The sequence below is a fragment of the Bradyrhizobium oligotrophicum S58 genome (genome assembly GCF_000344805.1).
In the GTDB taxonomy this organism is placed as follows: domain Bacteria; phylum Pseudomonadota; class Alphaproteobacteria; order Rhizobiales; family Xanthobacteraceae; genus Bradyrhizobium; species Bradyrhizobium oligotrophicum.
The window spans coordinates 2,075,057-2,101,111 of record NC_020453.1; the positions used below are offsets into that span (position 1 = coordinate 2,075,057).

General features: G+C 64.5%; 18 protein-coding genes. 5 read left to right on the top strand and 13 right to left on the bottom strand.

Annotated elements, in window-relative coordinates:
- The first annotated feature begins 31 nt into the window (after positions 1-31).
- Complete coding sequence (locus S58_RS08835) at positions 32-1,843, top strand: glycoside hydrolase family 15 protein (RefSeq protein WP_015664940.1); 1,812 nt, start codon at positions 32-34, stop codon at positions 1,841-1,843.
- A gap of 24 nt (positions 1,844-1,867) precedes the next feature.
- Here the strand turns inward: S58_RS08835 and S58_RS08840 are convergent, their stop codons facing one another.
- From S58_RS08840 to S58_RS08865, 6 genes are all read right to left on the bottom strand, one after another.
- The gene (locus S58_RS08840; protein ID WP_015664941.1) at positions 1,868-2,680 is read right to left on the bottom strand and encodes a Cof-type HAD-IIB family hydrolase; all 813 of its coding nucleotides are present in this window, start codon (positions 2,678-2,680) and stop codon (positions 1,868-1,870) included.
- Positions 2,681-2,698: 18 nt separating this feature from the next.
- Entirely contained in the window at positions 2,699-4,003 is a 1,305-nt protein-coding gene (pgl, locus tag S58_RS08845; RefSeq protein ID WP_244440733.1) for a 6-phosphogluconolactonase, read from the bottom strand.
- On the bottom strand, positions 3,972-5,489 hold the full coding sequence (gene zwf / locus S58_RS08850) for a glucose-6-phosphate dehydrogenase (protein WP_015664943.1): 1,518 nt from the start codon (positions 5,487-5,489) through the stop codon (positions 3,972-3,974). Before zwf ends, pgl begins: the two co-directional genes overlap by 32 nt.
- Positions 5,486-6,523, bottom strand: coding sequence for a phosphogluconate dehydrogenase (NAD(+)-dependent, decarboxylating) (gnd, locus tag S58_RS08855; RefSeq protein ID WP_015664944.1), 1,038 nt, complete (start codon positions 6,521-6,523; stop codon positions 5,486-5,488). The genes zwf and gnd overlap by 4 nt, the downstream gene beginning before the upstream one ends.
- A gap of 14 nt (positions 6,524-6,537) precedes the next feature.
- A complete protein-coding gene (locus S58_RS08860) occupies positions 6,538-9,384 on the bottom strand; it encodes a bifunctional transaldolase/phosoglucose isomerase (RefSeq protein WP_015664945.1) in 2,847 nt (948 codons plus the stop codon).
- A gap of 415 nt (positions 9,385-9,799) precedes the next feature.
- On the bottom strand, positions 9,800-10,003 hold the full coding sequence (locus tag S58_RS08865) for a hypothetical protein (protein ID WP_015664946.1): 204 nt from the start codon (positions 10,001-10,003) through the stop codon (positions 9,800-9,802).
- 557 nt (positions 10,004-10,560) lie between these two features.
- Between S58_RS08865 and S58_RS08870 the strand changes: the two genes are divergently transcribed.
- The 4 genes from S58_RS08870 to S58_RS08885 all read left to right on the top strand — a co-directional run bounded on the left by S58_RS08870 (position 10,561) and on the right by S58_RS08885 (position 17,064).
- On the top strand, positions 10,561-12,504 hold the full coding sequence (locus tag S58_RS08870) for a PrkA family serine protein kinase (RefSeq protein WP_015664947.1): 1,944 nt from the start codon (positions 10,561-10,563) through the stop codon (positions 12,502-12,504).
- A gap of 223 nt (positions 12,505-12,727) precedes the next feature.
- Positions 12,728-14,005, top strand: coding sequence for a YeaH/YhbH family protein (locus S58_RS08875; RefSeq protein WP_042339031.1), 1,278 nt, complete (start codon positions 12,728-12,730; stop codon positions 14,003-14,005).
- Complete coding sequence (locus tag S58_RS08880) at positions 14,002-15,540, top strand: SpoVR family protein (protein ID WP_015664949.1); 1,539 nt, start codon at positions 14,002-14,004, stop codon at positions 15,538-15,540. Before S58_RS08875 ends, S58_RS08880 begins: the two co-directional genes overlap by 4 nt.
- A gap of 264 nt (positions 15,541-15,804) precedes the next feature.
- Positions 15,805-17,064 carry a TMEM143 family protein gene (locus S58_RS08885; RefSeq protein ID WP_042339033.1) on the top strand — a complete coding sequence of 420 codons (1,260 nt, stop codon included), beginning with the start codon at positions 15,805-15,807 and terminating at the stop codon, positions 17,062-17,064.
- Positions 17,065-17,448: 384 nt separating this feature from the next.
- Here the strand turns inward: S58_RS08885 and S58_RS08890 are convergent, their stop codons facing one another.
- The 7 genes from S58_RS08890 to pqqD all read right to left on the bottom strand — a co-directional run bounded on the left by S58_RS08890 (position 17,449) and on the right by pqqD (position 25,931).
- Positions 17,449-18,504, bottom strand: a complete 1,056-nt coding sequence (locus S58_RS08890; protein WP_015664952.1) for a 2-oxoacid:ferredoxin oxidoreductase subunit beta — start codon at positions 18,502-18,504, stop codon at positions 17,449-17,451.
- 139 nt (positions 18,505-18,643) lie between these two features.
- Entirely contained in the window at positions 18,644-20,494 is a 1,851-nt protein-coding gene (locus S58_RS08895) for a 2-oxoacid:acceptor oxidoreductase subunit alpha (protein ID WP_015664953.1), read from the bottom strand.
- Complete coding sequence (locus S58_RS08900) at positions 20,464-22,263, bottom strand: FAD-dependent oxidoreductase (protein ID WP_015664954.1); 1,800 nt, start codon at positions 22,261-22,263, stop codon at positions 20,464-20,466. Before S58_RS08900 ends, S58_RS08895 begins: the two co-directional genes overlap by 31 nt.
- 339 nt (positions 22,264-22,602) lie before the next feature.
- Positions 22,603-23,271 (bottom strand): DUF4286 family protein, encoded by a 669-nt coding sequence (locus S58_RS08905; protein WP_015664955.1) that lies wholly within the window; start codon positions 23,269-23,271, stop codon positions 22,603-22,605.
- 176 nt (positions 23,272-23,447) lie between these two features.
- Positions 23,448-24,437, bottom strand: coding sequence for a prolyl aminopeptidase (pip, locus tag S58_RS08910; RefSeq protein ID WP_015664956.1), 990 nt, complete (start codon positions 24,435-24,437; stop codon positions 23,448-23,450).
- On the bottom strand, positions 24,430-25,626 hold the full coding sequence (gene pqqE, locus S58_RS08915) for a pyrroloquinoline quinone biosynthesis protein PqqE (RefSeq protein WP_015664957.1): 1,197 nt from the start codon (positions 25,624-25,626) through the stop codon (positions 24,430-24,432). Before pqqE ends, pip begins: the two co-directional genes overlap by 8 nt.
- Positions 25,623-25,931, bottom strand: coding sequence for a pyrroloquinoline quinone biosynthesis peptide chaperone PqqD (gene pqqD, locus S58_RS08920; RefSeq protein WP_015664958.1), 309 nt, complete (start codon positions 25,929-25,931; stop codon positions 25,623-25,625). The genes pqqE and pqqD overlap by 4 nt, the downstream gene beginning before the upstream one ends.
- Positions 25,932-26,055: the final 124 nt, after the last annotated feature.

Here is a 26,055-nt window from a genome sequence, read left to right on the forward strand (position 1 = left end):
GGGGTGGGAGGCATTTGCATGTGGATGCGAAATGTCCTGCAGAATTGAAGACTACGCGCTGATCGGTGACTGTGAAACGGCTGCGCTCGTCGGCCGCAACGGGGCGATCGACTGGCTGTGCTGGCCGGCGTTCGACTCGGATGCCTGCTTTGCGGCGCTGCTCGGCGACCATAGCAATGGACGCTGGCTGATCGAGCCCCGCGGCGAGGTCACCGCCACGTCGCGCCGCTATCGCGGCGACAGCCTGATCCTCGAAACCCGGTTCGAGACCGCGACGGGCACGGTCGAGCTGATCGACTTCATGCCGCCGCGGGGGAGCGCCTCCGATGTCGTCCGCCTCGTTCGCGGCGTGTCCGGCCGGGTCGCGATGCGCATGGACCTGATCATCCGCTTCGGCTTCGGGGTGGAGATTCCCTGGGTGAAGCGGTCCGACGACCGCTCCGCGCTGCTGGCGATCTGCGGCCAGGACATGGCGGTGCTGCATACGGCGGTCCAGACGCGCGGCGAGAACATGACGACGGTGGCCGAGTTCGACGTCGCGGCCGGCGAGACCATCCCGTTCGCGCTGACCTACGGCGCGTCGCATCTGCCGGTGCCCAGGCCGATCGATCCGGACCAGGCGCTTGCCGACACCGAGGCCTTCTGGACGGAATGGGCCCGCCGGTGCACCTATCGCGGCGAGCACCGCGACCTCGTGATGCGATCGCTGATCACGCTGAAGGCGCTCACCTACGGCCCGACCGGCGGCATCGTCGCAGCGCCGACCACGTCGTTGCCCGAGAAGCTCGGCGGCTGGCGCAATTGGGATTATCGCTTCTGCTGGCTGCGCGATGCGACGTTCACGCTGCTCGCGCTGATGAACTCCGGCTACACCGAAGAGGCGCTGGCCTGGCACAACTGGTTGCTGCGCGCGGCCGCCGGCGCCCCGGCCCACATGCAGATCATGTACGGCATCATGGGGCAGCGCCGGCTGACGGAATGGGAGGCGGAATGGCTGCCGGGCTACGAAGGCTCGCAGCCGGTCCGGATCGGCAACGCCGCGCATGCGCAGCTGCAGCTCGACGTCTACGGCGAGTTGATCGATGCCTTTCACCAGGCGCGCATGACCAGGCTGAAGCTGGACGACGGCACCTGGGCGCTCGAATGCGCCGTGCTCGACCATCTTACCGATGTCTGGGACCAGCCGGATCACGGCATCTGGGAGCGCCGCGGTGATGGCCGGCACTACGTCTTCTCCAAGGTCATGACCTGGGTCGCCTTCGACCGCGCCATCAAGAGCGCCGAGCGCTTCGATCTGAAGGCGCCGCTGGAACGCTGGCGGCGGCTGCGCGAGACCATACATCGCGACGTCTGCGACAAGGGCTACGACGCCGATCTCGGCTGCTTCGTCGAATCCTATGGGTCACAGCTGCTCGATGCGAGCCTATTGCTGCTGCCTGCGGTCGGCTTCCTGCCAAGCTCGGACCAGCGCATCAGCGGCACGATCGCAGCGATCGAGCAGCGCCTGATGCGTGACGGCTTCGTGCTGCGGCACGACCCTCGCGAGGTATCGTCGGAGGAGCAGCAGCCGATCGAAGGTGCTTTTCTGGCATGCACCCTGTGGCTCGCCGACGCGCATGTGCTCGCCGGCGATATCGCAAAAGCGGAGGCGCTGTTCGAGCGCGTCGTGGCCATTGCCAACGATGTCGGCCTGCTGGCGGAAGAATACGACATCGAGACACGCCGGCAGACCGGCAACTTTCCCCAGGCGCTGACGCACATCGCGCTGATCAACACGGCGCAGAATCTGAGCGGAGCGAAAAAGACCAGCGACAAGCCTGCAAAGCAGCGGTCGGAGTCCTGAGCCTGCTGCCGTCGGCTCGCAGGACTAGCCTTGCGCGTTCTCCGCGACGATCATCTCCATGGCGTTGGCAAAGCCTTCGTCCTGGTTGGAGGTGGTGACGCGCTTGGCGTGGCTCTTCACCTCGTCGCTGGCATTGTCCATGGCGATCGAGAGTCCGCTGACCGCGAACATCGCGACGTCGTTGTGCATGTCGCCGATGGTCGCGACCCGGTCGAGCGGAATGCCGAGCCGCTGCGCCATGGCGGTGACGAAGGTGCCCTTGTCGCGGCCGGGCGGCGTGATGTCGAGATAGTAGCTCTGCGAGCGGACCGCGTTCGCCTCGCTCCCGAGCGCCTCGCGCATCTCGCTCTCGCAGCGGGCCAGGAGCTCGAAATCGCGGCTCGAGCCCACGATCTTGCAGGCGCTCGACAGATAAGGAGCGAAGTCGCCGATGATCGTCGGGTCGGCGCGGATCGCGCGCTGTTCGTTCGGCACGTAGTCGCCGTCCGGATTGCGCGTCAGCCAGGCATCGCTGGTGAAGACCCAGATGTCGACGCCGGACTGGTGGAGAAGGTCGACGCAGCGCTTGGCCGCCTCGGCAGGGATCAGGTTCTGTTCGAGCGGGCGCATGTCGGGGGCGATGATCGAGCTGCCGTTGAACGGCCCGACCGGCAGGTCGATCTGCAACGGGGAGATCAGAAAGCCCATCCCGATCGCCGGCCGGCTGGACGTGATGGTGAAAGCGATCCCGGCCTCGCGCAGCTGGCGCGCCGCCTTTGCCGCGCGTTCGGTCAGCACCTTGTCCTTGGTCAGAAGCGTGCCGTCGACATCGGACACGACGAGAGCGATGCGGGTCATGATCCCTTCCATTCGCAGTCAGGCGCGGTCCTGACTGACATGAAGCTGTTGCAGGATGCCGTCGACGATCGCCTCGACCGGCGCGTCGACCGAGACGGTGAGAGGATGTTCGCAGGCGCCGGGTGGTTCCAGGGTGGCGAACTGGCTGTCGAGCAGCCCTGTCGGCATGAAGTGGCCTTTGCGGTGGACCATCCTGTCACCGATCAGCTCCCGGCTGCCCTCAAGATAGACGATGCGAACGTCGTGATGGTGGTCCAGCAGAATGTCGCGATACGCTTTCTTCAGCGCCGAGCAGGCGATGATGATGTGCTCGCCGTTCGCCCGGCACCGCGCGATCTCCGCGGCGATCGCCCGGAGCCACGGCCAGCGATCCTCGTCGGTGAGGGGGTGGCCCGCGCTCATCTTGGCGACATTGGCCGGCGGATGGAAGCTGTCGCCATCCTCGAAGCGCCATCCGAGCCGCTCACCCAGCGCTTTTCCGATCGTGCTCTTGCCGGACCCGGCCACGCCCATGATGATGAGCGCCTGCGGCAACCCCGACGTCGACTGGTCAGCCGATGTTTCCGGTGAAGCGGCCGCATCGATCAAAAGAATGGTCTGATGGTCCGAGCGGGCGCGATTGGCGGGCAGGTCCTCGCCCGCCAGCACCCGTGTGAGGATCGGTCGCTTATCGGCGCCGCCCACCTCGAACAGCACGGTCCGGCAGGAGGCGAGGACGGGCAGGGTCAAGCTCACTCTGGGGACGAAAGGCGCGACGTGGGCCTGGTCGACGCCAACCACCCAGCGATCCCTGACATCGGCCGCAGGGAAGCCGGGAAAAAGCGACGCAACGTGGCCGTCGGGGCCGATGCCGAGCAGCACCAACTCGAACAGCGGCCGCGCCGCATCGAGCTGCTCGGCGCCATAGAACGTCTTCAGCTCGCGTTCGTAGGCGCGCGCCGCATCCTCCGGATCGGTCGTGTCGGTCGGGATCGGGTGGATATTCGCGGGCGGTGCGCAGGCATCGAGAAAGGCGCTGCGTGCCATGGTCATGTTGTGCAGCGGATCTCCAGGCGGCACGAAGCGCTCGTCGCCGATGAACCAGTGCACGCGCGGCCAGGGGATGCGATCGCGGTAGGCGTCCGTCGCCAGCAGCTCGTATAGCTGCTTCGGGCTGGAGCCGCCGGTGAGGCAGATCGCGATCCGGCCGGAATTGGCTGCGATCCGCGCAAGCAGGAGATCGGCAGCCGCTCGTGCCATCGCGGCCTTGTCGGCGACGCGCACCAGCTCGGGAGACGGTGTGCCCATCGCTTCAGGCCAGCTTGCGCCAGCTGCGGCCGTCACGGGCGAGCAGATCGGCCGCCGCCTGCGGGCCTTCGCTGCCGGCTTCGTAGCCATGCAAGCCATCGCGGCCGGCCTTCTTCCAGGCCTCGATGAACGGCTCTACCGCCTTCCAGCCGGCCTCGACGCTGTCGGCGCGCTGGAACAGGATGTTGTCGCCGATCATGCAGTCATAGATCAGTGTCTCATAGCCCGTCGCCGGCTCGGCCTGGAAATAGTCCTTGTAGTTGAACTTCATCTGCACGCCGTCGGTGCGGATGGTCGGCCCCGGGATCTTGGTGTTGAACTGCAGGGTGATGCTCTGGGTCGGCTCGATGCCGATGACCAGATAGTTTTCGGCCAAAGTGTCGATCGGCGTGCAGCTGAACATCGCGAACGGCGCCTGGCGGAACTTGATCGCCACCTCGGTGCGTTTCGCTCCAAGCGCCTTGCCTGTGCGTAGATAGAACGGCACCCCGGCCCAGCGCCAATTGTCGATCGTCAGCTTGATCGCGGCATAGGTCTCGGTCGTGCTGTCGGGCCGGACGTCCTTGGTCTTGCGATAGTCGGCGAGCTCCGCGTCGCCCACCATGCCGGCCTTGTATTGTCCACGGACGGAGTTCTGCAGCGCTTCCTGTTCGGTGAGCGGCTGAATGGCCGAGAGCACTTCGGCCTTTTCGGAGCGAACGGTGTGCGCATCGAACCGCGCCGGCGGCTCCATCGCGACCAGCGAGAGCAGCTGGAACAAATGGTTCGGCACCATGTCGCGCAGCGCGCCGGTCGCATCATAGAAGCTGCCGCGCGTGCCGACGCCGAGCTTTTCTTCCACGGTGATCTGCACGTGGTCGATGTGGTGCCTGTTCCAGATCGGCTCGAACATGCCGTTGGCGAAGCGCAGCACCAGGATGTTCTGAACGGTTTCCTTGCCGAGATAGTGATCGATCCGGTAGATCTGATGCTCGGTCACGAGCTCGAGCAATTGGTCGTTGAGCTTCTTGGCCGAGGCGAGGTCGGTGCCGAACGGCTTTTCCACCACCAGGCGCCGCCACGCCTTGCCGTCCTCCTTCAGCAACCCGACGCGTCCGAGCTGCTGGGCGATCGGCGCGAAAGCGCTCGGCGGCGTCGCCAGATAGAACAGCCGGTTGCCGTGGGTTTCCCGCGCGGCCTCCAGCTTCTCCAGCCTGGCCTTCAGTTGGTCAAAACTATCCGGCTCGCTCGGATCGGCCTCGATCGCGGTCACGCATTGCAGGAGCCGCTGGGCGACCTCGTCCTCGACCGGTCGGGTCGCGTATTTGCGCAGGCCTTCCATCAGATTGTCGCGCAGCTGCTCGCTCGACATGCCCTTGCGGGCGATGCCGACGATGCAGAAGCGATCGGGCAGCAGGTGACTGGCGGCGAGATTGTAGAGCGACGGCAGCACGAGCCGGTGAGTGAGGTCGCCGGTGACCCCAAAGATGACGAAGGCGCAGGCGTCGGGCTTCTGATGTTGCGGCTGGCGGGGATGGGTCACGCGAGGTCGGCCTTTGGCTTGACGATCTCGGGCCCGCTCTGGCGCGCCGGATCAGGATGTTGCTCGGGCTCCTTGTGGCCGCCAAAACCTTCGCGCATCGCCGAGAGAATCTTTTCTGCGAACGTGTGTTCCTGGCGCGAGCGGAAGCGGGCGAACAGGGCGGCCGTCAGCACTTCCGCAGGGACCGCCTCGTCGATTGCGGCATTGACGGTCCAGCGTCCCTCGCCGGAATCCTCGACGTAACCGGAGTATTTCTCCAGTCCCGGCTGCCGCGCCAGCGCGCTCGCGGTGAGATCGAGCAGCCAGGACGGAATGACGCTGCCGCGGCGCCAAACTTCGGCGATGTCGGCGAGGTCGAGATCGAACCGGTGCGACTCGGGCAGGACCTCGCTGTTCGCATTCCTGAGGATGTCGAAACCCTCAGCATAGGCCTGCATCAGGCCATATTCGATGCCGTTGTGGATCATCTTGACGAAATGGCCGGCGCCTGTCGGGCCGGCGTGGATGTAGCCCTGCTCGACGCGCGGGTCGCGGCCGTCGCGGCTCGGCGTGCGCGGAATGTCGCCGATGCCCGGCGCGAGGCTTGCGAAGATGGGGTCGAGCCGGTCGACGACCGCCTTCTCGCCACCGATCATCATGCAATAGCCGCGGTCGAGGCCCCAGACCCCGCCGGAGGTACCAACGTCGACATAGTGCAGGCCGCGCTGCTGCAGCGCCTTGCCGCGGCGGACGTCGTCCTGCCAGAAACTGTTGCCGCCGTCGATGATGACGTCATCTGATGTCATCAGCTTGGTCAGCTGCTCGACCGTCGCCTCGGTGATCTTGCCCGCCGGCAGCATCACCCAGGCGTGCCGCGGGGCGGCGAGCTTGCTGACGAATTCCTCCAGGCTCGCGGCGCCGGTCGCGCCTTCGGAAACGAGTGCGGCAACCGCCTTCGCATCGCGATCGTAGACGACGCAGGAGTGCCCCGTGCGCATCAGGCGGCGCACGATGTTGCCGCCCATTCGCCCGAGACCAATCATACCCAACTGCATTGACGAGGCCCTTCCTAGCTCAGCGCTTCTGATATCGCGCTGTCGAGCATCTTCAGGCCCGATTTCAGATTGCCTTTGAGATGCACCCGCAACGCGCGGCGTCCGCGTTCGGTCAGCACGTCGAAATCGCCGCGCGCCTGGGCCGCCTTGATCACGCCGAAGCTCGCCTTCTGCCCGGGGATCGGCAGATCCTGGGCATCATCGGCGGTGATCTGGAGAAACACGCCGCTGTCCGGACCGCCTTTGTAGGCTTGGCCGGTCGAGTGCAGGAAGCGCGGGCCGAACTCGGCGCAGGTTGCGAGATGCTTGGCATCGCGCAGCTTGAGCCGGATATTTTGCAGCGTATCGATGTTGCCGGGATTGCGGTCGATATAGCCGAGCAGGGCGATGTAGTCGCCGTCGCCGGCGCGGCCGAGATGCGCCTTCAGCCAGGAGGCGAGCGTGCCGTCCGCGCCATGCTCGCGCAAGCTCTCGGCATTGTGCGTGTCGGTGTAGAGTTCGCAGCCCTTGATGGAAACGACCGGCTCTTCCGCAGGAAGTGCGCCGGTCTGCTCGAACGCTGCGGTCAGCTCACGGGTCTTGATCTTGGCGGCCTCGACGTCGGGCTGGTCGAACGGGTTGATGCCGAGCACGGCCCCCGCCACCGCGGTCGCCATTTCGAAGCGGAAGAACTCCTGCCCGAGCTGGTCGATCGACTTCATGACGATGCGCACCACGGGATGGCCGGCGTCCTCAAGTGCTGCAAGCTTCGCGTCATGGCCGGGGACGTCGTCGCCATCGACCTTGATGTCGATGAAGAAGCGGTCGTCGCCATAGACGGCGGGATCGGCCAGCAGCTCGCCGTCGATCGGAATGAGACCCTTGCCCTCCTTGCCGGTGGACTCCGCGATGAGCTGCTCGGCCCAGGCGCCGAAATCGGCGATCCTGGGGGAGGCGAAGATCGTCACCTTGTCGCGGCCTTCGAGCCCGGCAAGACCCATGGCGAGGCCGAGCTGAACGCCGGGGTTCTGCAGCGGCGGCACATCCGGGCCGCAGGAGCGCACCATCGACTGCGCATGCGTGATCAGCCTGCGCACGTCGATCCCTGCCGTCGCCGCCGGCACCAGGCCGAACGGCGATAGTACTGAATAACGGCCGCCGATGGTCGGCTCGCCATGGAAGATGCGGGCAAAGCCTTGCGCGCGCGCGGCCTTCTCCAGCGATGAGCCGGGGTCGGTGACCGCAATGAAGCGGTGGCCGGCTTTGTTGGGCCCGATCGCCTCGCTGACGCGGGCGAAGAAATAGTCCTTCATCGCGTTGGGCTCGGTGGTGCCGCCCGATTTCGAGGACACGATGAACACCGTCCTGGTGATGTCGATGGCCTTCTCCATCGCGCGGACCTGCGCCGGATCAGTGGAATCGAGCACGTGCAGCCTGGGGAAGCCGGCTTTCCGCGGGAACGTCTCTGCCAGCACTTCCGGTCCGAGGCTCGAGCCACCCATGCCGAGCACGACGGCGTCGGAGAATTTCTGTCCCTTCACACGCGCGGCGTAATCTTCGTAATCCGCAATGTCGGCCTTCGCGGCGCTGGTCAGCCAGCCCAGCCATTTGTGCTCGTCACGCCCGGTCCACACCGTCGCGTCCTTGTGCCAGAGCCGGCGGATCTTGGCGGTCTTGCGCCAGTCCTCCGTGGCGGCTGCGACCTTCTTCTCGAGATCTCCCGCGGCAGCGATCGTCTGCTGTCCCAGCTCGAGGCCCATCACCGTCGCCCGCTTGAAGGCGACTGCGCCGTAGAGCTTGTCGGCGGCGTCGGCGAACTGCTTGACGCCATCGATCACGAGGTCGGCGGTGATCTGGTCGAGCGAAATGCCGCTTTTTGCCAGCTCGTCGAGCGCGTCCTGGGCCGACTCGACGTCCTCCTCCAGGCTGTCGCGCACCTTGCCGTGGTCGCGGAATGCATCCAGCGTGGCCGGCGGAACGGTGTTGACCGTGTTGGGCCCGATCAATTCCTCGACATAGAGGACGTCGCTGTAATCCTTGTTCTTGGTGCCGGTCGAGGCCCACAGCAGCCGCTGCGGCTTGGCGCCCTTGGCGGCCAGCCGCTCCCAGCGCTCGCCGGAGAACAGCTGCTTGTAGTCCTGATAGGCCATCTTGGCGTTGGCGATGGCGATCTTGCCCTTCAGAGCGGTGAGCCGCTCCTTTTCGCTGGGGTCGTTGGCCTGCGCGATCTTCTCGTCGAGCTGCTTGTCCACGACGCTGTCGATGCGGCTGACGAAGAACGAGGCGACGCTTGCGACATGGGACGGATCGCCACCGTCGGCGACGTAGGCTTCGAGCCCGGCGAGATAGGCTTCTGCGACCTGGCGGTAGACCGCCTGCGCGAACAGTAGCGTGATGTTGACGCTGATGCCCTTGGAGATCAGGTGCTGGATGGCCGGCAGGCAGGCGTCGGTCGCCGGCACCTTGATCATCAGATTCTTGCGGTCGACGGCCTTCCACAGCTGCTCGGCCTCGGTGATGGTGCCCTTGCTGTCCATCGCCAGATAGGGCGAGACTTCGAGGCTGACGAAGCCGTCATTGCCGTCGAAGCCGTCATAGACAGGGCGAAGCACGTCGGCGGCGTTCTGGATGTCTTCGACTGCGACGGCTTCGAACAGCTGCGTCGGCGAGCGGTCTCCGCTCTTCAACGCCCGTGCGATCGGCGCATCATATTCGTCCGAGCTGCCGATCGCCTTCTCGAAGATGGCCGGATTGGACGTCACGCCCTTGACGCCGTCCTCGTCGATCAGCCGCTTCAGGTCACCCTTGGAGACGAAGCCGCGGGCAAGGAAGTCGAGCCAGACCGCCTGGCCGTGTTGTTCGAGTGCTTTGACGGGGTTCATGATGCCTATCTATGTGCTCTGGCTTGCCTTTTCGGGTTCCAGGCCGGACCTGTCCCGAGCCGGGACTATGCGTCACCCGTTCGGATAACGCCATTCATAATGGATTGATCCTGGTTGAAATCCCACGCGTTTCACGAGCCGAGGTCGCGGGGTCCGGGCCCAGACCTCTCGAGCCCGCAGATGCAGATGGAGACAGCCTTTGGATTGCAGCTCGGCGATCGCACCATCCCGGCTTTGCCGCCACGGCAAAACCCACCTCGGTGATTTCGTTCAAATGGTAGAGACCGTCAGCCTGCGCTTGTGAGCTTGCGAACGGGACGCCGGGCATCGGACGGCTGTGCCCAACATGTCGCGCCGATCCGTGCTCCGTCCTTGCAAAGAGAAAAGCACGTCACATCTGTTTAGGGACATGCTATCATTCGTGTTGGACAGTCGCGAGTTCGGTCCGGTCACTGACGAGGCGCGCACAGCTTTCGGTGCCGCTGCGATCGACGCGGAAGATCCTGTCGTTGACGCCAGCAGGCAGTGTGTCGCCGGCCTCGTCATCGCGGTTGTAGTTTCGTCGCCAGACGGTGATGCGCGTTGGGCGCAGCATGGCGGATGTGTCGTCTTTCGACATCGCAATTCCGATGCTGTCGCCTTTGCGATCGATCGGTCAGTTGTAGCTGATCTCATTTGCGGCATTTTCAATGCCCGAACCATTCTGCTTCGGAGGATGCGCGAGGTGTCGTGCCGTTCGATGGGTGATGCGCGTGGGTCACGCCGCGCAGCGAATGAATCGTTCCAATCGTTTGTGGCGAAGGGGAATATCTTCGTTCATTCGCGGTTCAGATCGCGCGCCACCACACTCGACGTGTCGGCCTGGCGCGCCCGTTCACGTGGCTTCACAACGCCTTGTGCGGCGCAGGGAGACTACGGTGCCGGGGTATTGCGGATGTTGCGAAGCAGAGACAATGAGGTACAAATGGGGAGAGTCGGCCCGCTTTTGCCGAACTATTGAGCGAAGTGCATGTTGATAGGGCATATGCTGCATGCACTTTGCGTTGCGGAAAAGGACGAAGACGGTGCCCAATGGGGGCTAGCGCGCTTCACTCTGAGTCGGTTCGAGATCAGTAGGAACGTACTTAGATCTCGGCCCGTTGCAGCAGTGCGGCGGAACCTACGTGGAGAGGGATCATGTACAACGATTCGTTGTTCAACGCGTTCGCTAGGTCGTTCGAGGCGCGAAGCCAGACCGACATGTCGATGCAGGAATATCTGGAATCGTGTCGAGCCGACCCGATGCGATACGCGAACGCGGCTGAACGACTACTAGCTGCCATCGGCGAGCCTCAGATGATCGACACGGCCAAGGACCCACGCCTTGGCCGTATTTTTTTGAACCGGACGGTTCGGCTCTATCCTGCTTTCGCCGGCTTCTTCGGGATGGAAGATACGATCGAGCGCATCGTCGGCTTCTTCCGGCACGCCGCGCAAGGTCTCGAAGAGCGCAAGCAGATCCTCTATCTGCTCGGACCGGTCGGTGGCGGCAAGTCGTCGCTCGCCGAACGGCTGAAGCAGCTGATGGAAACCCATCCGATCTATGTGCTCAAGGCCGGTGACGAGTTGAGCCCGGTCTTCGAATCGCCGCTCGGCCTGTTCGATCCCGACACGCTGGGCCCGATGCTCGAAGAGAAATACGGCATTCCGCGCCGCCGTCTGTCGGGACTGATGAGCCCGTGGTGCTACAAGCGGCTCGAATCCTTCGGCGGTGACATCTCGCAGTTCCGCGTCGCCAAGATCCAGCCGTCGCGGCTGCGCCAGATCGGCATCGCCAAGACCGAGCCGGGCGACGAGAACAACCAGGACATCTCCTCGCTGGTCGGCAAGGTCGACATCCGCAAGCTCGAGACCTACGCCCAGAACGATCCCGACGCCTACAGCTATTCCGGAGGCCTCAACCGCGCCAACCAAGGCATTCTCGAATTCGTCGAGATGTTCAAGGCACCGATCAAGATGCTGCATCCGCTGCTGACGGCGACGCAGGAAGGCAACTATATCGGCACCGAAAACATCGGTGCGATCCCGTACAACGGCGTGATCCTCGCCCACTCCAACGAGTCCGAGTGGCAGAGCTTCAAGACCAACAAGAACAACGAGGCCTTCATCGACCGCATCTGCGTCATCAAGGTGCCGTACTGCCTGCGGACCACCGAAGAGCGCAAGATCTACGAGAAGCTGATCCAGGGCTCCGAGCTCGCCACCGCGCCCTGCGCGCCGGCGACCTTGGACACCTTGGCCCGCTTCTCGGTGATGTCGCGGCTGCGCAAGCACGAGAACTCGACGCTGTACGCCAAGATGCGGGTCTATGACGGCGAGAGCCTGAAGGAGTCCGATCCCAAGGCGCGCAGCGTGCAGGAATATCGCGACGCCGCCGGCGTCGACGAGGGCATGGACGGCATCTCCACCCGCTTTGCCTTCAAGGTGCTGGCCGCGACCTACAATCACGACACGTCGGAAGTGTCGGCCGATGCCGTGCACCTGATGTACGTGCTGGAGCAGTCGATCAAGCGCGAGCAGCTGCCGGAGGAAATCGAGAAGCGCTATCTCGAATTCATCAAGGCCGACCTGGCGCCGCGCTACGCCGAGTTCATCGGTCACGAGATCCAGAAGGCCTATCTGGAATCCTACTCTGACTATGGCCAGAACCTGTTCGACCGTTACGTCGACTATGCCGACGCATGGATCGAGGATCAGGACTTCAAGGATCCCGATACGGGACAGCTGCTCAATCGCGAGCTCTTGAACCAGGAGCTGACCAAGATCGAGAAGCCGGCCGGGATCGCCAACCCGAAGGACTTCCGCAACGAGGTTGTCAAGTTCTCGCTGCGCTCCCGGGCCCAGAATGGTGGCAAAAATCCGTCCTGGACCTCCTACGAAAAGATCCGCGAAGTCATCGAAAAGAGGATATTCTCGCAGGTCGAAGATCTGCTTCCGGTCATCTCGTTCGGCACCAAGAAGGACGGCGATACCGAGAAGAAGCACGACGACTTCGTCGCGCGCATGGTCGAACGCGGCTACACCGAGCGGCAGGTCCGCCGGCTGGTCGAGTGGTACATGCGGGTGAAGCAGGCGGGTTGAACGTGGTCCGGCGCCGGTGTTCACTGCATGTGCCGCAGGTCATCGGCGGATATTGGCGCCAGGACGACGAACCAGGTGGAACGTTCGACGCTGAACTTCGGAGGGACGTGTCGAACAGCGAATGATGCGGGTACAGTATCAAGTCCGATACTGCACCGCGGCATCGCGGCGGGGGAGAGCAGGAGTCGAAACCGCTGCAGCAGGAGGCGTATGAAACGTGGTCATGCACATCATTGATCGGCGCCTGAATCCGGGCGGCAAAAGTCTCGAAAACCGTCAGCGATTTTTGCGCCGGGCCAAGGCGTTGGTTCAAGGAGCCGTGAAGAAGACGTCGCAGGACCGCGACATCAAGGACGTGCTGGAAGGTGGCGAGGTCTCGATCCCGCTCGACGGCATGGACGAGCCGCGCTTCCGCCGCGAGGGCGGAACCCGCGACATGGTGCTGCCTGGGAACAAGAAGTTCGTCGAAGGCGACATCCTGCCGCGGTCCGGTGACGGCAGCGGCCGCAAATCGGCGCCGGGGCAGGGCGACAGCGAGGACGCCTTCCGCTTCGTGCTGAGCAAAGAAGAGTTCGTCAACCTCTTCCTCGACGATCTCGAACTGCCCGATCTCGCCAAGCGCAAGTTCGCCGAGGCCGAGAGCGAAGGGCTGGTGCGCGCCGGCTATGCGACCTCGGGCTCGCCGGCCAATATTTCGATCAGCCGCACCGTCACCCGGGCGCTGGCCCGCCGCGTCGCGTTGCGCCGTCCGCGGCCTGAGGCGATTGCCGAGCTCGAAGCCCAGCTGGAGCAGGAGACCGACGAGGACAAGCGCGCCGCGCTGCTGGCCGAGATCGAGGCGCTGAAGGCCAAGGCCAAGCGCATCCCCTTCATCGATCCGATCGACATCCGCTACCGCCGCTTCGAGGCCGTGCCGAAGCCGATCGCGCAGGCCGTGATGTTCTGCCTGATGGACGTGTCGGGCTCGATGTCCGAGCACATGAAGGACCTCGCCAAGCGGTTCTACATGCTGCTCTACGTGTTCCTGACCCGGCGCTACCGCCATGTGGAGATCGTGTTCATCCGCCATACCGATCGCGCCGAAGAGGTCGACGAGCAGACCTTCTTCTACGGACCGGCCTCCGGCGGCACCTTGGTGTCGAGCGCCCTGCAATGCATGCACGACATCGTCCGCTCGCGCTTCCGCCCCAGCGATTGGAATATCTACGCGGCGCAGGCCTCCGACGGCGACAACGCGACCTCGGATTCCGAGAACGTCGCGCGGCTGCTGACGGACAACATCCTGCCCGTGACGCAGTTCTTCGCCTATCTCGAGGTCGGCGAATCCGGCACCTATTCGTTCGAGATGCCGGACTCTGCGCTGTGGTCGCTCTATGAGCGGCTGCGCGCCAATGGCGAGCCGCTATCGATGCGCAAGGTGCGTGACCGCAGCGAGATCTTCCCGGTCTTCCACGACCTGTTTCAGCGTCGCGGCACGACGCAGGAAAGGGCGGCGTCATGAGCGGGCTGCTGTTCGAAGGCGCAGACTGGAATTTCCTCACTTTGCAACGCATCCACGATGCCTGCGAAAAGGTGGCGCACAAGGAGCTCGGGCTCGACACCTATCCCAACCAGATCGAGGTGATCACGGCCGAGCAGATGCTCGATGCCTATTCCTCGGTCGGCATGCCCTTGTTCTACAAGCACTGGTCGTTCGGCAAGCACTTCGCCTATCACGAGGCCTCTTACCGCAAGGGCCTGATGGGCCTCGCCTATGAGATCGTGATCAACTCCTCGCCCTGCATCTCCTATCTGATGGAGGAGAACACGGCGACGATGCAGACCCTCGTGATCGCGCACGCCGCGTTCGGCCATAACCACTTCTTCAAGAACAACTATCTGTTCAAGCAGTGGACCGATGCCAACGGCATCCTCGATTATCTCGACTTCGCCCGCGGCTACATCGCACAATGCGAGGAGCGGTTTGGCCGCCTCGCGGTCGAGCATACGCTGGATGCGGCGCATGCCCTGATGTCGCACGGCGTCGACCGCTATCCCGGCAAGAAGAAGCTCGACTTCCGCGAGGAGGAGAAGCGCGCCGGCAAGCGCAGGCTCTACGAGGAGGAGCAGTTCAACGATCTCTGGCGCACGGTGCCGACAGGCAAAGTCAAGACCAACGCGGTTCTGAACGTCGAGCGGCGCCGCGCGCTGCTCGGCCTGCCGCAGGAAAATCTGCTCTATTTCCTGGAGAAGACCGCGCCGCGGCTGGCGCCCTGGCAGCGCGAATTGCTGCGCATCGTGCGGCACATCGCGCAGTACTTCTATCCGCAGGGCCAGACCAAGGTCATGAACGAGGGCACCGCGACCTACGTGCATTACCGCATCATGAACCGCCTGCATCAGGACGGCCGCCTCACCGACGGCAACTTCCTCGAATTCCTGCAGTCGCACACCAATGTCGTGTTCCAGCCGGAGTTCGACGATCCGCGCTACTCCGGCTTCAATCCGTATGCGCTCGGCTTTGCGATGATGCAGGACATCGAGCGCATCGTGAAGGACCCGACCGCGGAGGACCGCGAATGGTTCCCGGACATTGCCGGCACCGGCGACGAGATGGCGGTGCTGCGCGACGTCTGGGCCAATTATCGTGACGAAAGCTTCATCAGCCAGTTCCTGAGCCCCAGCCTCATCCGGCAGTTGCGCTTGTTCCACCTGCATGACGATCCGGCCGAGCGCGCCGGCATCCTGGTTGATGCCATTCACGACGAGCGCGGCTATCGCCGTATCCGCCGTGAGCTGTCGAGGCAGTATGACGTCGGCTACATCGATCCCAACATCGAGGTGGTCGATGTCGATCTCGCCGGCGACCGCCGCCTGATGCTGCGGCATACGGTGGTCAAGGGCGCTCAGCTCAACGAAACCGACACGAAGCGGGTGCTTCAGCATCTCGCCGATCTCTGGAGCTACGACGTCCAGCTGACGGAAGTCGATGCCGCCACCGACAAGGTGCTGAAGGAGTTCGTGCTCAATCCCCGGATACAACCGGCGGCCGCCTAGCGCGGCCGCCAGAATCTAACCCTATACACCGTTCTCCGTCATGGCCGGGTCAAGCCCGGGCATGACGAGCGGTCGCACCCTGGCCGCAGTTTTGACCCAGCACTTTTGCAAAAAGGGAGATGGCTTGGTGCTTCCACGAGTTGCGCCCATTTCGATCCGTTGCGAGTGGCGCTAGCCGGATCAGCCCGCTATGGTGCGCGCAATGGCGGCTCCTTGCAGCTGGAGCGGCTTTCGGGAACGTAAGTCGTAGCGGGCGTGCGAGACGTGGTTGGACCAGGGGAGACGGCGAGCCGACGGGACCGGTTCATTCCCGTGCGCAAGTCCGACATTCTCGATGCCGTGATTTCGCATGGCGGCCTGGACGACGGCCGGTCGCGTGAGCTGCATGAACTCGCTCGCATGCTCGGCGCCATTCTGCACCATCAATATTTCGACGAGCTCGATCGTTTCCGCGACGCCTATGTCGACTTCGATCCCGAGGTGCCGGTCGGCCGCCACCGATCGCCGGGGGATCTCGACGCCGCGTATCGCGGCCTGACCGACGAAGTCGTGCGGGTGCTCAGCGAGGCCAATTTCGTCGAGATCAGCCATGAGGAGATCGAGCGCGCCTTTGCCGAGCACGCGCTTGTCAGAGTCAAGCTGAAGGCGCCGATCTCCGACTATCGCGACGTCCGCATGTTCCGGCGCGGCACCCATCAGGAGACGATCGAGGTCCCCATGTTGTACGGCCTGCGTCGCCGGTCGCAGGAGATCGAGGTCTATGACGACATCGTCCTGATGGTCGCGACCAAGCCGGACGAACCGAAGAAGCGCAAGGCGGCAGCCTGGCGCGGCCGCAACAAGATCCGCGGCGGCGCGGTGCTGTTCAAATATTTCCGCCACATCGCGCGCTTCGACCTGGAAGCGCTGCTGCCGAACGTCCGCGTCGTCATGGGTCTGCGCGAGCAGTTGACGCTCGGTGTGCCGGCGCTGGTCGGCGGCGTGCCGATCCTGCTCAAGCTGGCCTCGACCTTGACCGTGCTGTTCATCGTCGCCGGCTTCTATCTCGGCCTCAGCGGCACCGTGCACGACAACGACACCGAGCAGGCGCTGGCGGCGCTGTCGGGCATCTTCGCCCTCGGCGCCTTCATCTTGAGGCAATGGGGCAACTTCCACCGCCAGTCGCTGATCCATCAGAAGCAGGTCACCGACAACATCTACTTCCGCAACGTCAACAACAATTCCGGCATCTTCAACTACCTGATCGGCGAGGCCGAGGACCAGGACTGGAAGGAAGCAATGCTGGCCTATGGCGGCCTGCTGCTGGCGTCCGTCCCGCTCTCGCGCGCGGCCCTGGGCGGCCATGTCGAGGAGCTGCTGCAGCAGATGTTCGGACTGGGGCGAGCGTTCAATGTCGATGAGGCGCTGCTGCGGCTGCGCGAGTTCGGTCTCGTCAGCGGCGGCGACGACGCGCTGACGGCGCTGCCGCTGCCGGAGGCGATCGCGCAGCTCGATCGCGTTTGGGCGAGCGCGCTGCGGCCGTAGCCGCACATGGACGGTGAACAGAATCGTAGCCCGGGTGAGCGGAAGCCGGCGCCCGGAGGGCGGAGGCGGACGCGACATCCGGGTTCTCACGAACCGTCGTCGGTGAACCCGGATGTCGCTATCGCCGCCGCCGAAGAGGCGCCGGCTGGCGCTCATCCGGGCTACGAGAGCTGAGATCGAGGCCTCATGGTTCGAGACGCGCCGCCATGCAGACGGCTCACAAGGGGGCGACCGTGGCGCGGCGCTCCTCACCATGAGGGGCGAGAGCGGCGCTCCCTGGAAGCCGCCGCCATACATTCAGAACATCGCCCTGAGGAGGCCGCCGCAGGCGGGCGTCTCGAAGGACAGCTACGGGGACTCTGTCAGAACTTCGCCCCGGCCGGATCAGCGCAGGCTCGCATTGATCTTGTCGAGCACCGACTGCCCCGGGCACAGATCCGCCGCTTCCAGCCGGTTGAGCGGGCGCTCCACCGTGTTGAGATGGCTGTGCAGATCGTCCGCCTCGGCATCGACATACAAGAGTCCGGTCACGATCTGGCCCTGCGCGGAGTGCTTCTGCAGGAAGGTCATCGCGCCCAGCCGGTCGTGCGGATCGTAGTCGGCGTCGATCTTGCGCAGCGCCAGACGCGAGCCGTCGTGCTGCTCGACGATCTGCACCGTGCCGGGATCCTGGTCGATCTCGATCGGGTCGCGCCCGGTCAGCACGTCCAGCCGGTTGACGGCGTCGTTGTGCTCGCGGACGTAGTCGAAGCTCTTGGTCGAGCCGGCGTGATTGTTGAAGGCGATGCAGGGGCTGATCACGTCGATGAAGGCGGCGCCCTTGTGCTGGATCGCGCCGGCGATGATCGGCACCAGTTGCTTCTTGTCGCCCGAGAACGAGCGCGCGACATAGGTCGCCCCCAACTGCAGCGCGATGCCGACGAGGTCGATCGGATTGTCGGTGTTGGTGACGCCCTTCTTGGACTTCGAGCCGCGGTCGGCTGTCGCCGAGAACTGGCCCTTGGTCAACCCGTACACGCCGTTGTTTTCGACGATATAGGCCATGTTGACGCCGCGCCGGATCGCGTGCGCGAACTGGCCGAAGCCGATCGAGGCGGAGTCGCCGTCGCCGGAGACGCCGAGATAGATCAACTCGCGATTGGCGAGGTTGGCGCCGGTCAGCACCGACGGCATGCGGCCGTGCACGGTGTTGAAGCCGTGCGAATTGCCGAGGAAGTAGTCCGGCGTCTTCGACGAGCAGCCGATACCGGAGATTTTTGCCACGCGATGCGGCTCGATCGACAGCTCGAAGCAGGCCTCGATGATCGAGGCCGTGATCGAATCATGTCCGCAGCCGGCGCACAGGGTCGAGATCTTGCCCTCGTAGTCGCGATGGCTGTAGCCGAGCGCGTTCTTCTTGATGCCGGGATGCTGGAATTTCGGCTTAGCGATGTAGGTCATGGGAGCCTCGCATCATCCAGCGTCGTCATGGCCGAGAAGACGAAGAAGATGGATACCCGGGCCTTCGCCGCGCCGAAGCGGCTTCGGCCGCGCAGGCGGGTCAAGCCCGGGCATGACGGCGGAGAGGAACGACCCACTATCATGACACGGCCTTGCGCAGCGGTGTGACTTTGATCTGGTCCTGATGGTCGCCGATCGCGTCCGCAATGAAGCGCGCGGTGATCGGCGTGCCGTCATAGTGCAGGACCGGAACCAGGCGGACCGGGTCGATGCCGTTCTCGTTGACGATCAGCTGGCGCAGCTGCGCGTCGCGGTTCTGCTCGACCACATAGACGAAGTCGTGCTCGGCGATGAAGCTCGCCACGCTCGAATGGAACGGGAAGGCGCGGATGCGCAGGCGGTCGAGCTGACAGCCGCGCGATTCCAGCAGCCCGATCGCCTCGTCCATCGCCGGCGCCGTCGAGCCGAAATAGATCACGCCATATTTGGTCGGCTTGCTCGCATTGGCCTGCAGCGGCCGCGGCACCATGTCCTGCGCGGTCTGGAACTTGCGCAGCAGGCGCTGCACGTTGTCGGCATAGACGGCCCCTTCCTCGGAATAGCGCGCGTAGCGGTCGCGCGAGGTGCCGCGGGTGAAGTAGGAGCCCTCGGTCGGATGCGTGCCGGGATAGGTGCGGAACGGGATGCCGTCGCCATCGACGTCGAGATAGCGGCCGAATTCGCGGCCTTCGTCCAGCATCTCGGCGGTCATGACCTTGCCGCGGTCATACTGCTTGGCATCGTCCCATTTCAGCGGACGGCACAGCCGCTGGTTCATGCCGATGTCGAGATCGAGCATCAGGAAGATCGTGGTCTGCAGCCGCTCGGCAAGGTCGAACGCCGCAGCGGCAAACTCGAACGCCTCCGCCGGATCCTCGGGGAACAGCATCACATGCTTGGTATCACCGTGCGAGGCGTAACCGCAGGCGATCAGGTCGCATTGTTGCGTCCGCGTCGGCATGCCGGTCGAGGGACCGGCGCGCTGCACGTTCATGATCACGGCCGGGATCTCGGCGAAGTAGGACAGGCCGATGAACTCGGTCATCAGCGAGACGCCGGGGCCCGACGTGGTGGTGAAGGCACGGGCGCCGTTCCAGGACGCGCCGACCACCATGCCGATCGAGGCGAGCTCGTCCTCGGCCTGCACGATGGCGTATTTGGCCTGTCCCGTCTCCGGATCGTGCCGCAGCTTCTTGCAGTGGTTGCTGAAGGCTTCGGCCAGCGACGATGACGGTGTGATCGGATACCAGGCGCAGACCGTGGCGCCGCCATAGACCGCGCCGAGCGCGGCGGCGTTGTTGCCCTCGATGAAGACGCGGTCGCCGACCTTGTCGGCCTTCTTGATGCGCAGCCCGATCGGGCATTTCAGGTTCTGCAGCGCCCAGTCGCGGCCGAGATGCAGCGCATGGACGTTGGAGGAGAGCAGCTTCTCCTTGCCCTTGTACTGCTCGCCGATCAATTGCTCGATCAGCTTCGGATCCATGTCGAGCAGCGCCGAGAGCGCGCCGAGATAGATGATGTTCTTGAACAGCTGGCGCTGGCGCGGATCGTTGTAAGTCGAGTTGGTGATCGCGGTCAGCGGCACGCCGATCACGGTGATGTCGTCGCGGAACTTGGTCGATGGCATCGGCTTGGTCGAGTCGTAGAACAGATAGCCGCCGGCGACGATGCCCGCGACGTCCTTGTCCCAGGTCTGCGGGTTCATCGCCACCATCAGATCGGTGCCGCCGCCGCGCGCGCCGAGATGACCGGCCTCGGTGACGCGCACCTCGTACCAGGTCGGCAGGCCCTGGATGTTGGACGGGAAGATGTTGCGTGGGCTCACCGGCACGCCGTGACGGAGCACGGCGCGCGCGAACAATTCGTTGGCGCTGGCCGAGCCCGAGCCGTTGACGTTGGCGAAGCGGACGACGAAGTCGTTTACGCTGCTGAGCGGCGCTTGCTGGGACATGCGTTACCTGCGTGGGTCGTCTCGATGAAATATTTCTGCATGTCCCACGCACCGGTGGGGCACCGCTCGGCGCACAGGCCGCAATGAAGGCAGACGTCCTCGTCCTTCACCATCACGCGCCCGGTCTTCAGATCCGATGACACGTAAAGGTCCTGGTCGGGATGCAGCGATGGCGCCCGCAGGCGCGAGCGCAGATCAGCCTCCTCGCCATTGTCGGTGAACGTGATGCAGTCCATCGGGCAGATGTCGGCGCAGGCGTCGCATTCGATGCACAGGGTGTTGGAGAACACCGTCTGCACGTCGCAGTTCAGGCAGCGATGCGCCTCGCCGAGCGCGAGCTTGACGTCGTAGCCGAGTTCGACCTCGGTGCGGATGTCCTTCAGCGCGACGACCTTGTCGCGATGCGGCACCTTGAAGCGCTTCTCGGACGAGATGTCGTTGTCATAGCTCCATTCATGGATGCCCATCTTCTGCGACGAGATGTGCACCTCAGGCAGCGGCCGCTCGGTGATGTCCTCGCCCGAGAGCAGGCGATGGATCGACAGCGCCGCCTCATGGCCCTGCGCGACCGCCCAGATGATGTTCTTGGGGCCGAACGAGGCGTCACCGCCGAAGAAAACTTTCGGATTGGTCGAGGCGAAGGTCGTTGGATCGACCACGGGCATGTGCCGCTTGTCGAATTCAATGCCGCAATCGGCTTCGATCCAGGGGAATGCATTCTCCTGGCCGACGGCAACCAGCACGTCGTCGCAGGGATAGGTCTCATCGGGCTCGCCGGACGGCACCAGTGAGCGTCCGCCGTTAGCGTCATATTCCGCCTTCACCTTCTGGAAGGTCATGCCGGTCAGCTTGCCGGCGGCATGGTGGAAGGCGATCGGAACGAGATAATTGAGGATCGGAATGTCCTCATGCAGCGCGTCCTCCTTCTCCCACGGAGACGCCTTCATCTCCTCGAACCCGGAGCGGACGATGACCTTGACGTCCTCGCCGCCGAGCCGCCGCGCGGTGCGGCAGCAATCCATCGCGGTGTTGCCGCCGCCGAGCACGATCACGCGCTTGCCGATCTTGTCGGTATGGCCGAACGAGACGGCGGACAGCCAGTCGATGCCAAGATGAATGTTGGCCGCAGCTTCCTTGCGGCCTGGAATGTTCAGCTCGCGGCCGCGCGGCGCGCCGGACCCGATGAAGACGGCGTCATAGTTTTCGGCCAGCAGCTTCTTCAGACTGTCGATGCGATGGCCGGCCTTGTAGTCGACGCCGAGGCTGAGCACGTAGCCCGTCTCTTCGTCGATCACGCTGTCGGGCAGGCGGAATTTTGGGATCTGCGAGCGCATCATGCCGCCGGGCTTGGGATCGGCGTCGAACACGGTGCAGTGATAGCCGAGCGGCGCGAGATCGCGTGCCACGGTCAGCGAAGCCGGGCCGCCGCCGACCAGCGCGATGCGCCAGCCGTTCTTCGGGGCAGGGCGCGGCATGCGCTGCTGGACGTCGTCCTTGAAATCGGCGGCGACGCGCTTCAGGCGGCAGATCGCGACCGGGCTCTCTTCGACACGCCCGCGTCGGCAGGCCGGCTCGCAGGGGCGGTCGCAGGTGCGTCCGAGAATGCCCGGGAATACATTCGATTTCCAATTGATCATGTAGGCGTCGCTATAGCGACCCTCGGCGATCAGGCGGATGTATTCGGGGACCGGGGTGTGTGCGGGACAAGCCCATTGGCAATCGACGACTTTGTGAAAGTAGTCGGGGGCCGAGATATCAGTCGCTCTCATTCATACCCTGTCCGCGCGGCGAACCACGAGCGCGCGGCCTTCCTGACGTGAGGACGACTGTTTGTTCAGGATCGGCTAGGGATCAATGCGGGGTCCGGAGCAGGTCCTGTTCGTCGCCCTTCTGCTTTTTGAATGGCTCAATTGAATAGTCTTATCAGACTAGAGCCATTCCAAGGCGCGCACAAAGGCAAATTTGCAAAGCTGCCCTTCATGCACAGTGTGCGGCGCCGCATTAGGGGCGTGATGCTGCCATCGAATTTGTTGCGTTGCGGCATTCTCACGGGCGGCTGCATCGGCCGGTTGCACACTCACGTCATTGATTCAGGACAATGCGCGCTCTCAGCCCAGCGCGATGTCGGCGCGGCTCAGATCCCACATCAGCCTGTAGATGCCGGCCGAGATCTGCGTCGCCAACGGACCATCGATGGCCGCAAAGCGCGTCGTCATCAATGTCGCGATCGCGTGACTGTCGGTGCCGTCGATCAGGATGAACCAGTCGGCATCGCGCGAGCTCGCGGGCACGCCGGCAGCCGGACCGGAGAGATCAGCATCGCCTTCGAGCAGATGCATCGAGATCACGCCCCTGAGTTCGCGCGGATCGAGCTCGATCTGCAGCGCTTCGCGCAACGCGCCGTCCTGTCCCGGTTTCGGGCGCAGGCGGATGATGCCGAGCACGGCGCCGCGGCCGGCGCCGATCGAGATCGTGATGCGTGCCACGCTGCGGATCATGTTCTTGAAGCGCGCCATGACGGCTTTCGACCATTCCGTCGGCGCCTCGAGACGCGCGCGATAGGGGGGGCTATCGAGCACGTCGATCGTCTCGGTCGAATACAGGCAGAGATATTTCGGGCTGCCCTGCTCGGCGACATAGCGCCGCGCCTCGATGAAGCCGGGGATCGCCACGCGCTCCTCGAGATGCTCGCTGTCGTACCAGCGGTTGAAATCGGCTTCGTCGGCGGCATCGATGTTCATCGATGTCAAAAGCATGCCTTTCCCGGCGATGGGCATTGCGGATGTCCTTGTTCAGCAGCCAATTCCTCATGGTGAGAGCGTCGCTTGGCGCGTCTCCCGGACAATGCAGCGCATCGCCTGGTGAACCATGAGGCCGGGGATGTCTGGGGCCTCATCCTGCGAGACGCCATGCTGCGCATGGCTCCTCAGGATGAGGAGAGAGGACCACGTGTTTAAGGCGCAGTCGTGCGCGTCGCCATATCGCAGATGGCTTTCATGACCGCATCGCGGATGCCGGGGTCATAAAGATTGTGACCTGCGGCTTCGACGACACGGATTTCAGCGTCGCGCCAGATCTCGGCCAGCCGCGCTGAGGTCGAGGGCGGACAGAGCAGGTCGAAGCGGCCCTGCACGATGATTCCGGGAATGCCCGCGAGCTTGCTCGCATCGCGCAGCAGCTGGTCTTTTGCCATGAAGCTGTCGTGCGAGAAGTAATGCGCCTCCATGAACGGCGTCGCCGGCAAGGCGGTGCCCGAGCGGATGGCGAGGCGATCGAGCCGGGCGCGCGCGGGCTTCACTTCCGACAACGCGCGCTCGGTATCGTGCCAGGCGCGGGCGGCGGGGCCATGGATCGCCGGATCGGGATCGAGGATGCGCCGGAAGTAGGCGTCGCACGGATCGGCGCGCTCGGCCTCCGGCAGCAGCTCCACGAAGTCGCGGTGCAGGGCCGGGTGAAAGCGCGCCAGCGTCTCGCCGAAGGCGGTGGCCACCTCCGCGCGGGTGCCGAGAAAGGTCGCGCGCAGCACCATTCCCGTGACTCGCGTCGGATGTGCCTGCGCGTAGGCCAGCGCCAGGGTCGCACCCCACGAGCCGCCGGCCACGATCCACTTCTCGAAGCCGAATTTCTCGCGGATCGCCTCCATGTCGGCGATCAAATCGGGCAGGGTGTTGTTGTCGCGGCCGCGGGAGGGGCGCGAGCGGCCGGCGCCGCGCTGGTCGAACAGCACGGCATGGAAGCGCTCAGGATCGAACAGGCGGCGGTGATCCGGCTGACACCCGGAGCCCGGCCCGCCGTGCAGATAGACGGCGGGAATGCCGGCGGCGCAGCCGCTGCTCTCGACATAGATCTGGTGACCGCCGGAGACATCCAGCCATTCCGACGTCTGCGGGGCGAACGGATCGCTGCGGTGCGCGGCGGCACGGCCGGCTTCGGCGTCAGGCATCGTCGCCGCTCTCGGGCGTGCCGCCGGCGAAGTTGCGATACAGGAAGCGGTCCTGGCCCGAGGCCGCATCGCGCTCGGCCTGCTTGAAGATGCTCTCGTGCAGCGGCGACAGCGTGCAGGCCGGATCGGTGTTGCCGGCGTCGCCCGTCAGCGCGAACGCCTGGCAGCGGCAGCCGCCGAAATCGATCTCGCGGAAGTCGCAGGACTTGCACGGCTCCTTCATCCAGCCGGTGCCGCGATAGCGGTTGAAGGCCTCGGAGTTCTGCCAGATCCAGGCGATCGAGTTGTTCGAGCGTACCGACATGAAGTCGAGCCCGGTGATGCTTTCGGCGGCGTGACACGGCAGCACCTTGCCGGAGGGCGAGATGTTGAAGAACTGCCGGCCCCAGCCGCCCATGCACTTCTTCGGCCGCAGCGCGTAGTAGTCCGGCACGACGTAGTCGATCGTCAGCGTGCCCTTCAGCCGCTCGCGGGCGTCCTCGACCAGGCGGTCGGTCTCTTCGAGCTGGGCATAGGTCGGCATCAGGCTGGCGCGGTTCTTCAGCGCCCAGCCGTAATATTGCACGTTGGCGACCTCGAGCCGGTCGGCGTCGAGGTCGACCGCCATCTGGATGATCTCAGGCAGCTGATGCAGGTTCTGCCGGTGCATCACGGCGTTCACGGTCAGCGGCAGGTCCAGCTCGCGGGTCCAGCGCGCGACCTCGATCTTCTTGGCGTGACCGCCCTTGTAGCCGCCGACGCGATCGGCCACGACGGGCTCGTTGCCCTGGAAGCTGATCTGGACATGGGACAGTCCGGCATCCGCTAGCTCCTTGAGGCGCTCGCGCGTCAGGAGCACGGCCGAGGTGATCAAATTGGTGTAGAGCCCGACGTCGTTGGCGTGTTGCACCAGCTCGACGAGGTCCTTGCGCGCGGTCGGCTCGCCGCCCGAGAAGTGGATCTGCAGTACGCCGATCTCGGCGAGCTCCGACAGCACCTTCTTCCACTCCGCCGTCGTCAGCTCCTGCCCGGCGCGATCGAGCTCCAGCGGATTGGAGCAATAGGGGCATTGCAGCGGGCAGCGATGGGTGAGTTCGAGCAGCACGGCGAGCGGGATGCCGTAGGTCTCGGCGACGGAGCCGCGGCGTTCCAGCACGGCGAGCCCGTCATTGCTGTCGACCTGCGGCGACGTGCCAGTGAGCTCGGTCATGATGTCGTCTCCCGAACCTCGGTCAGAAAACCCTTGTCGGCGAGATCCTGCAGCATCGCGACGACGTCGGTCGCGATCACGTCGCGGGGCGCGGCGTACTTCACCGCCAGTTCATCAATGATCGCGGCGACGCTGCGGGCGCCGTCGCACAGCTTCAGCACCTCCACCGCGATCTCATCCGGCGCCAGCACGCGCTCCGGCGCCAGGATCACCCAGACCTGCCGCGTCTCGTCGAACTTCAACTTGGTATGCCGCGGCAGCACCACGCGGCTGGGCTCAGTGACTTGGATGTGACGCGGGGCCATGGCGGGTCTCTAACGCGCTTTATGTTGGAAGAGCACGGTGGCTGCGCAGAGCACAGTGCAACTCCCCTCCCCCTTGCGGGGAGGGGTCGGGGGTGGGGGTCTCAGCAAAGACCGCCCGTGTGGA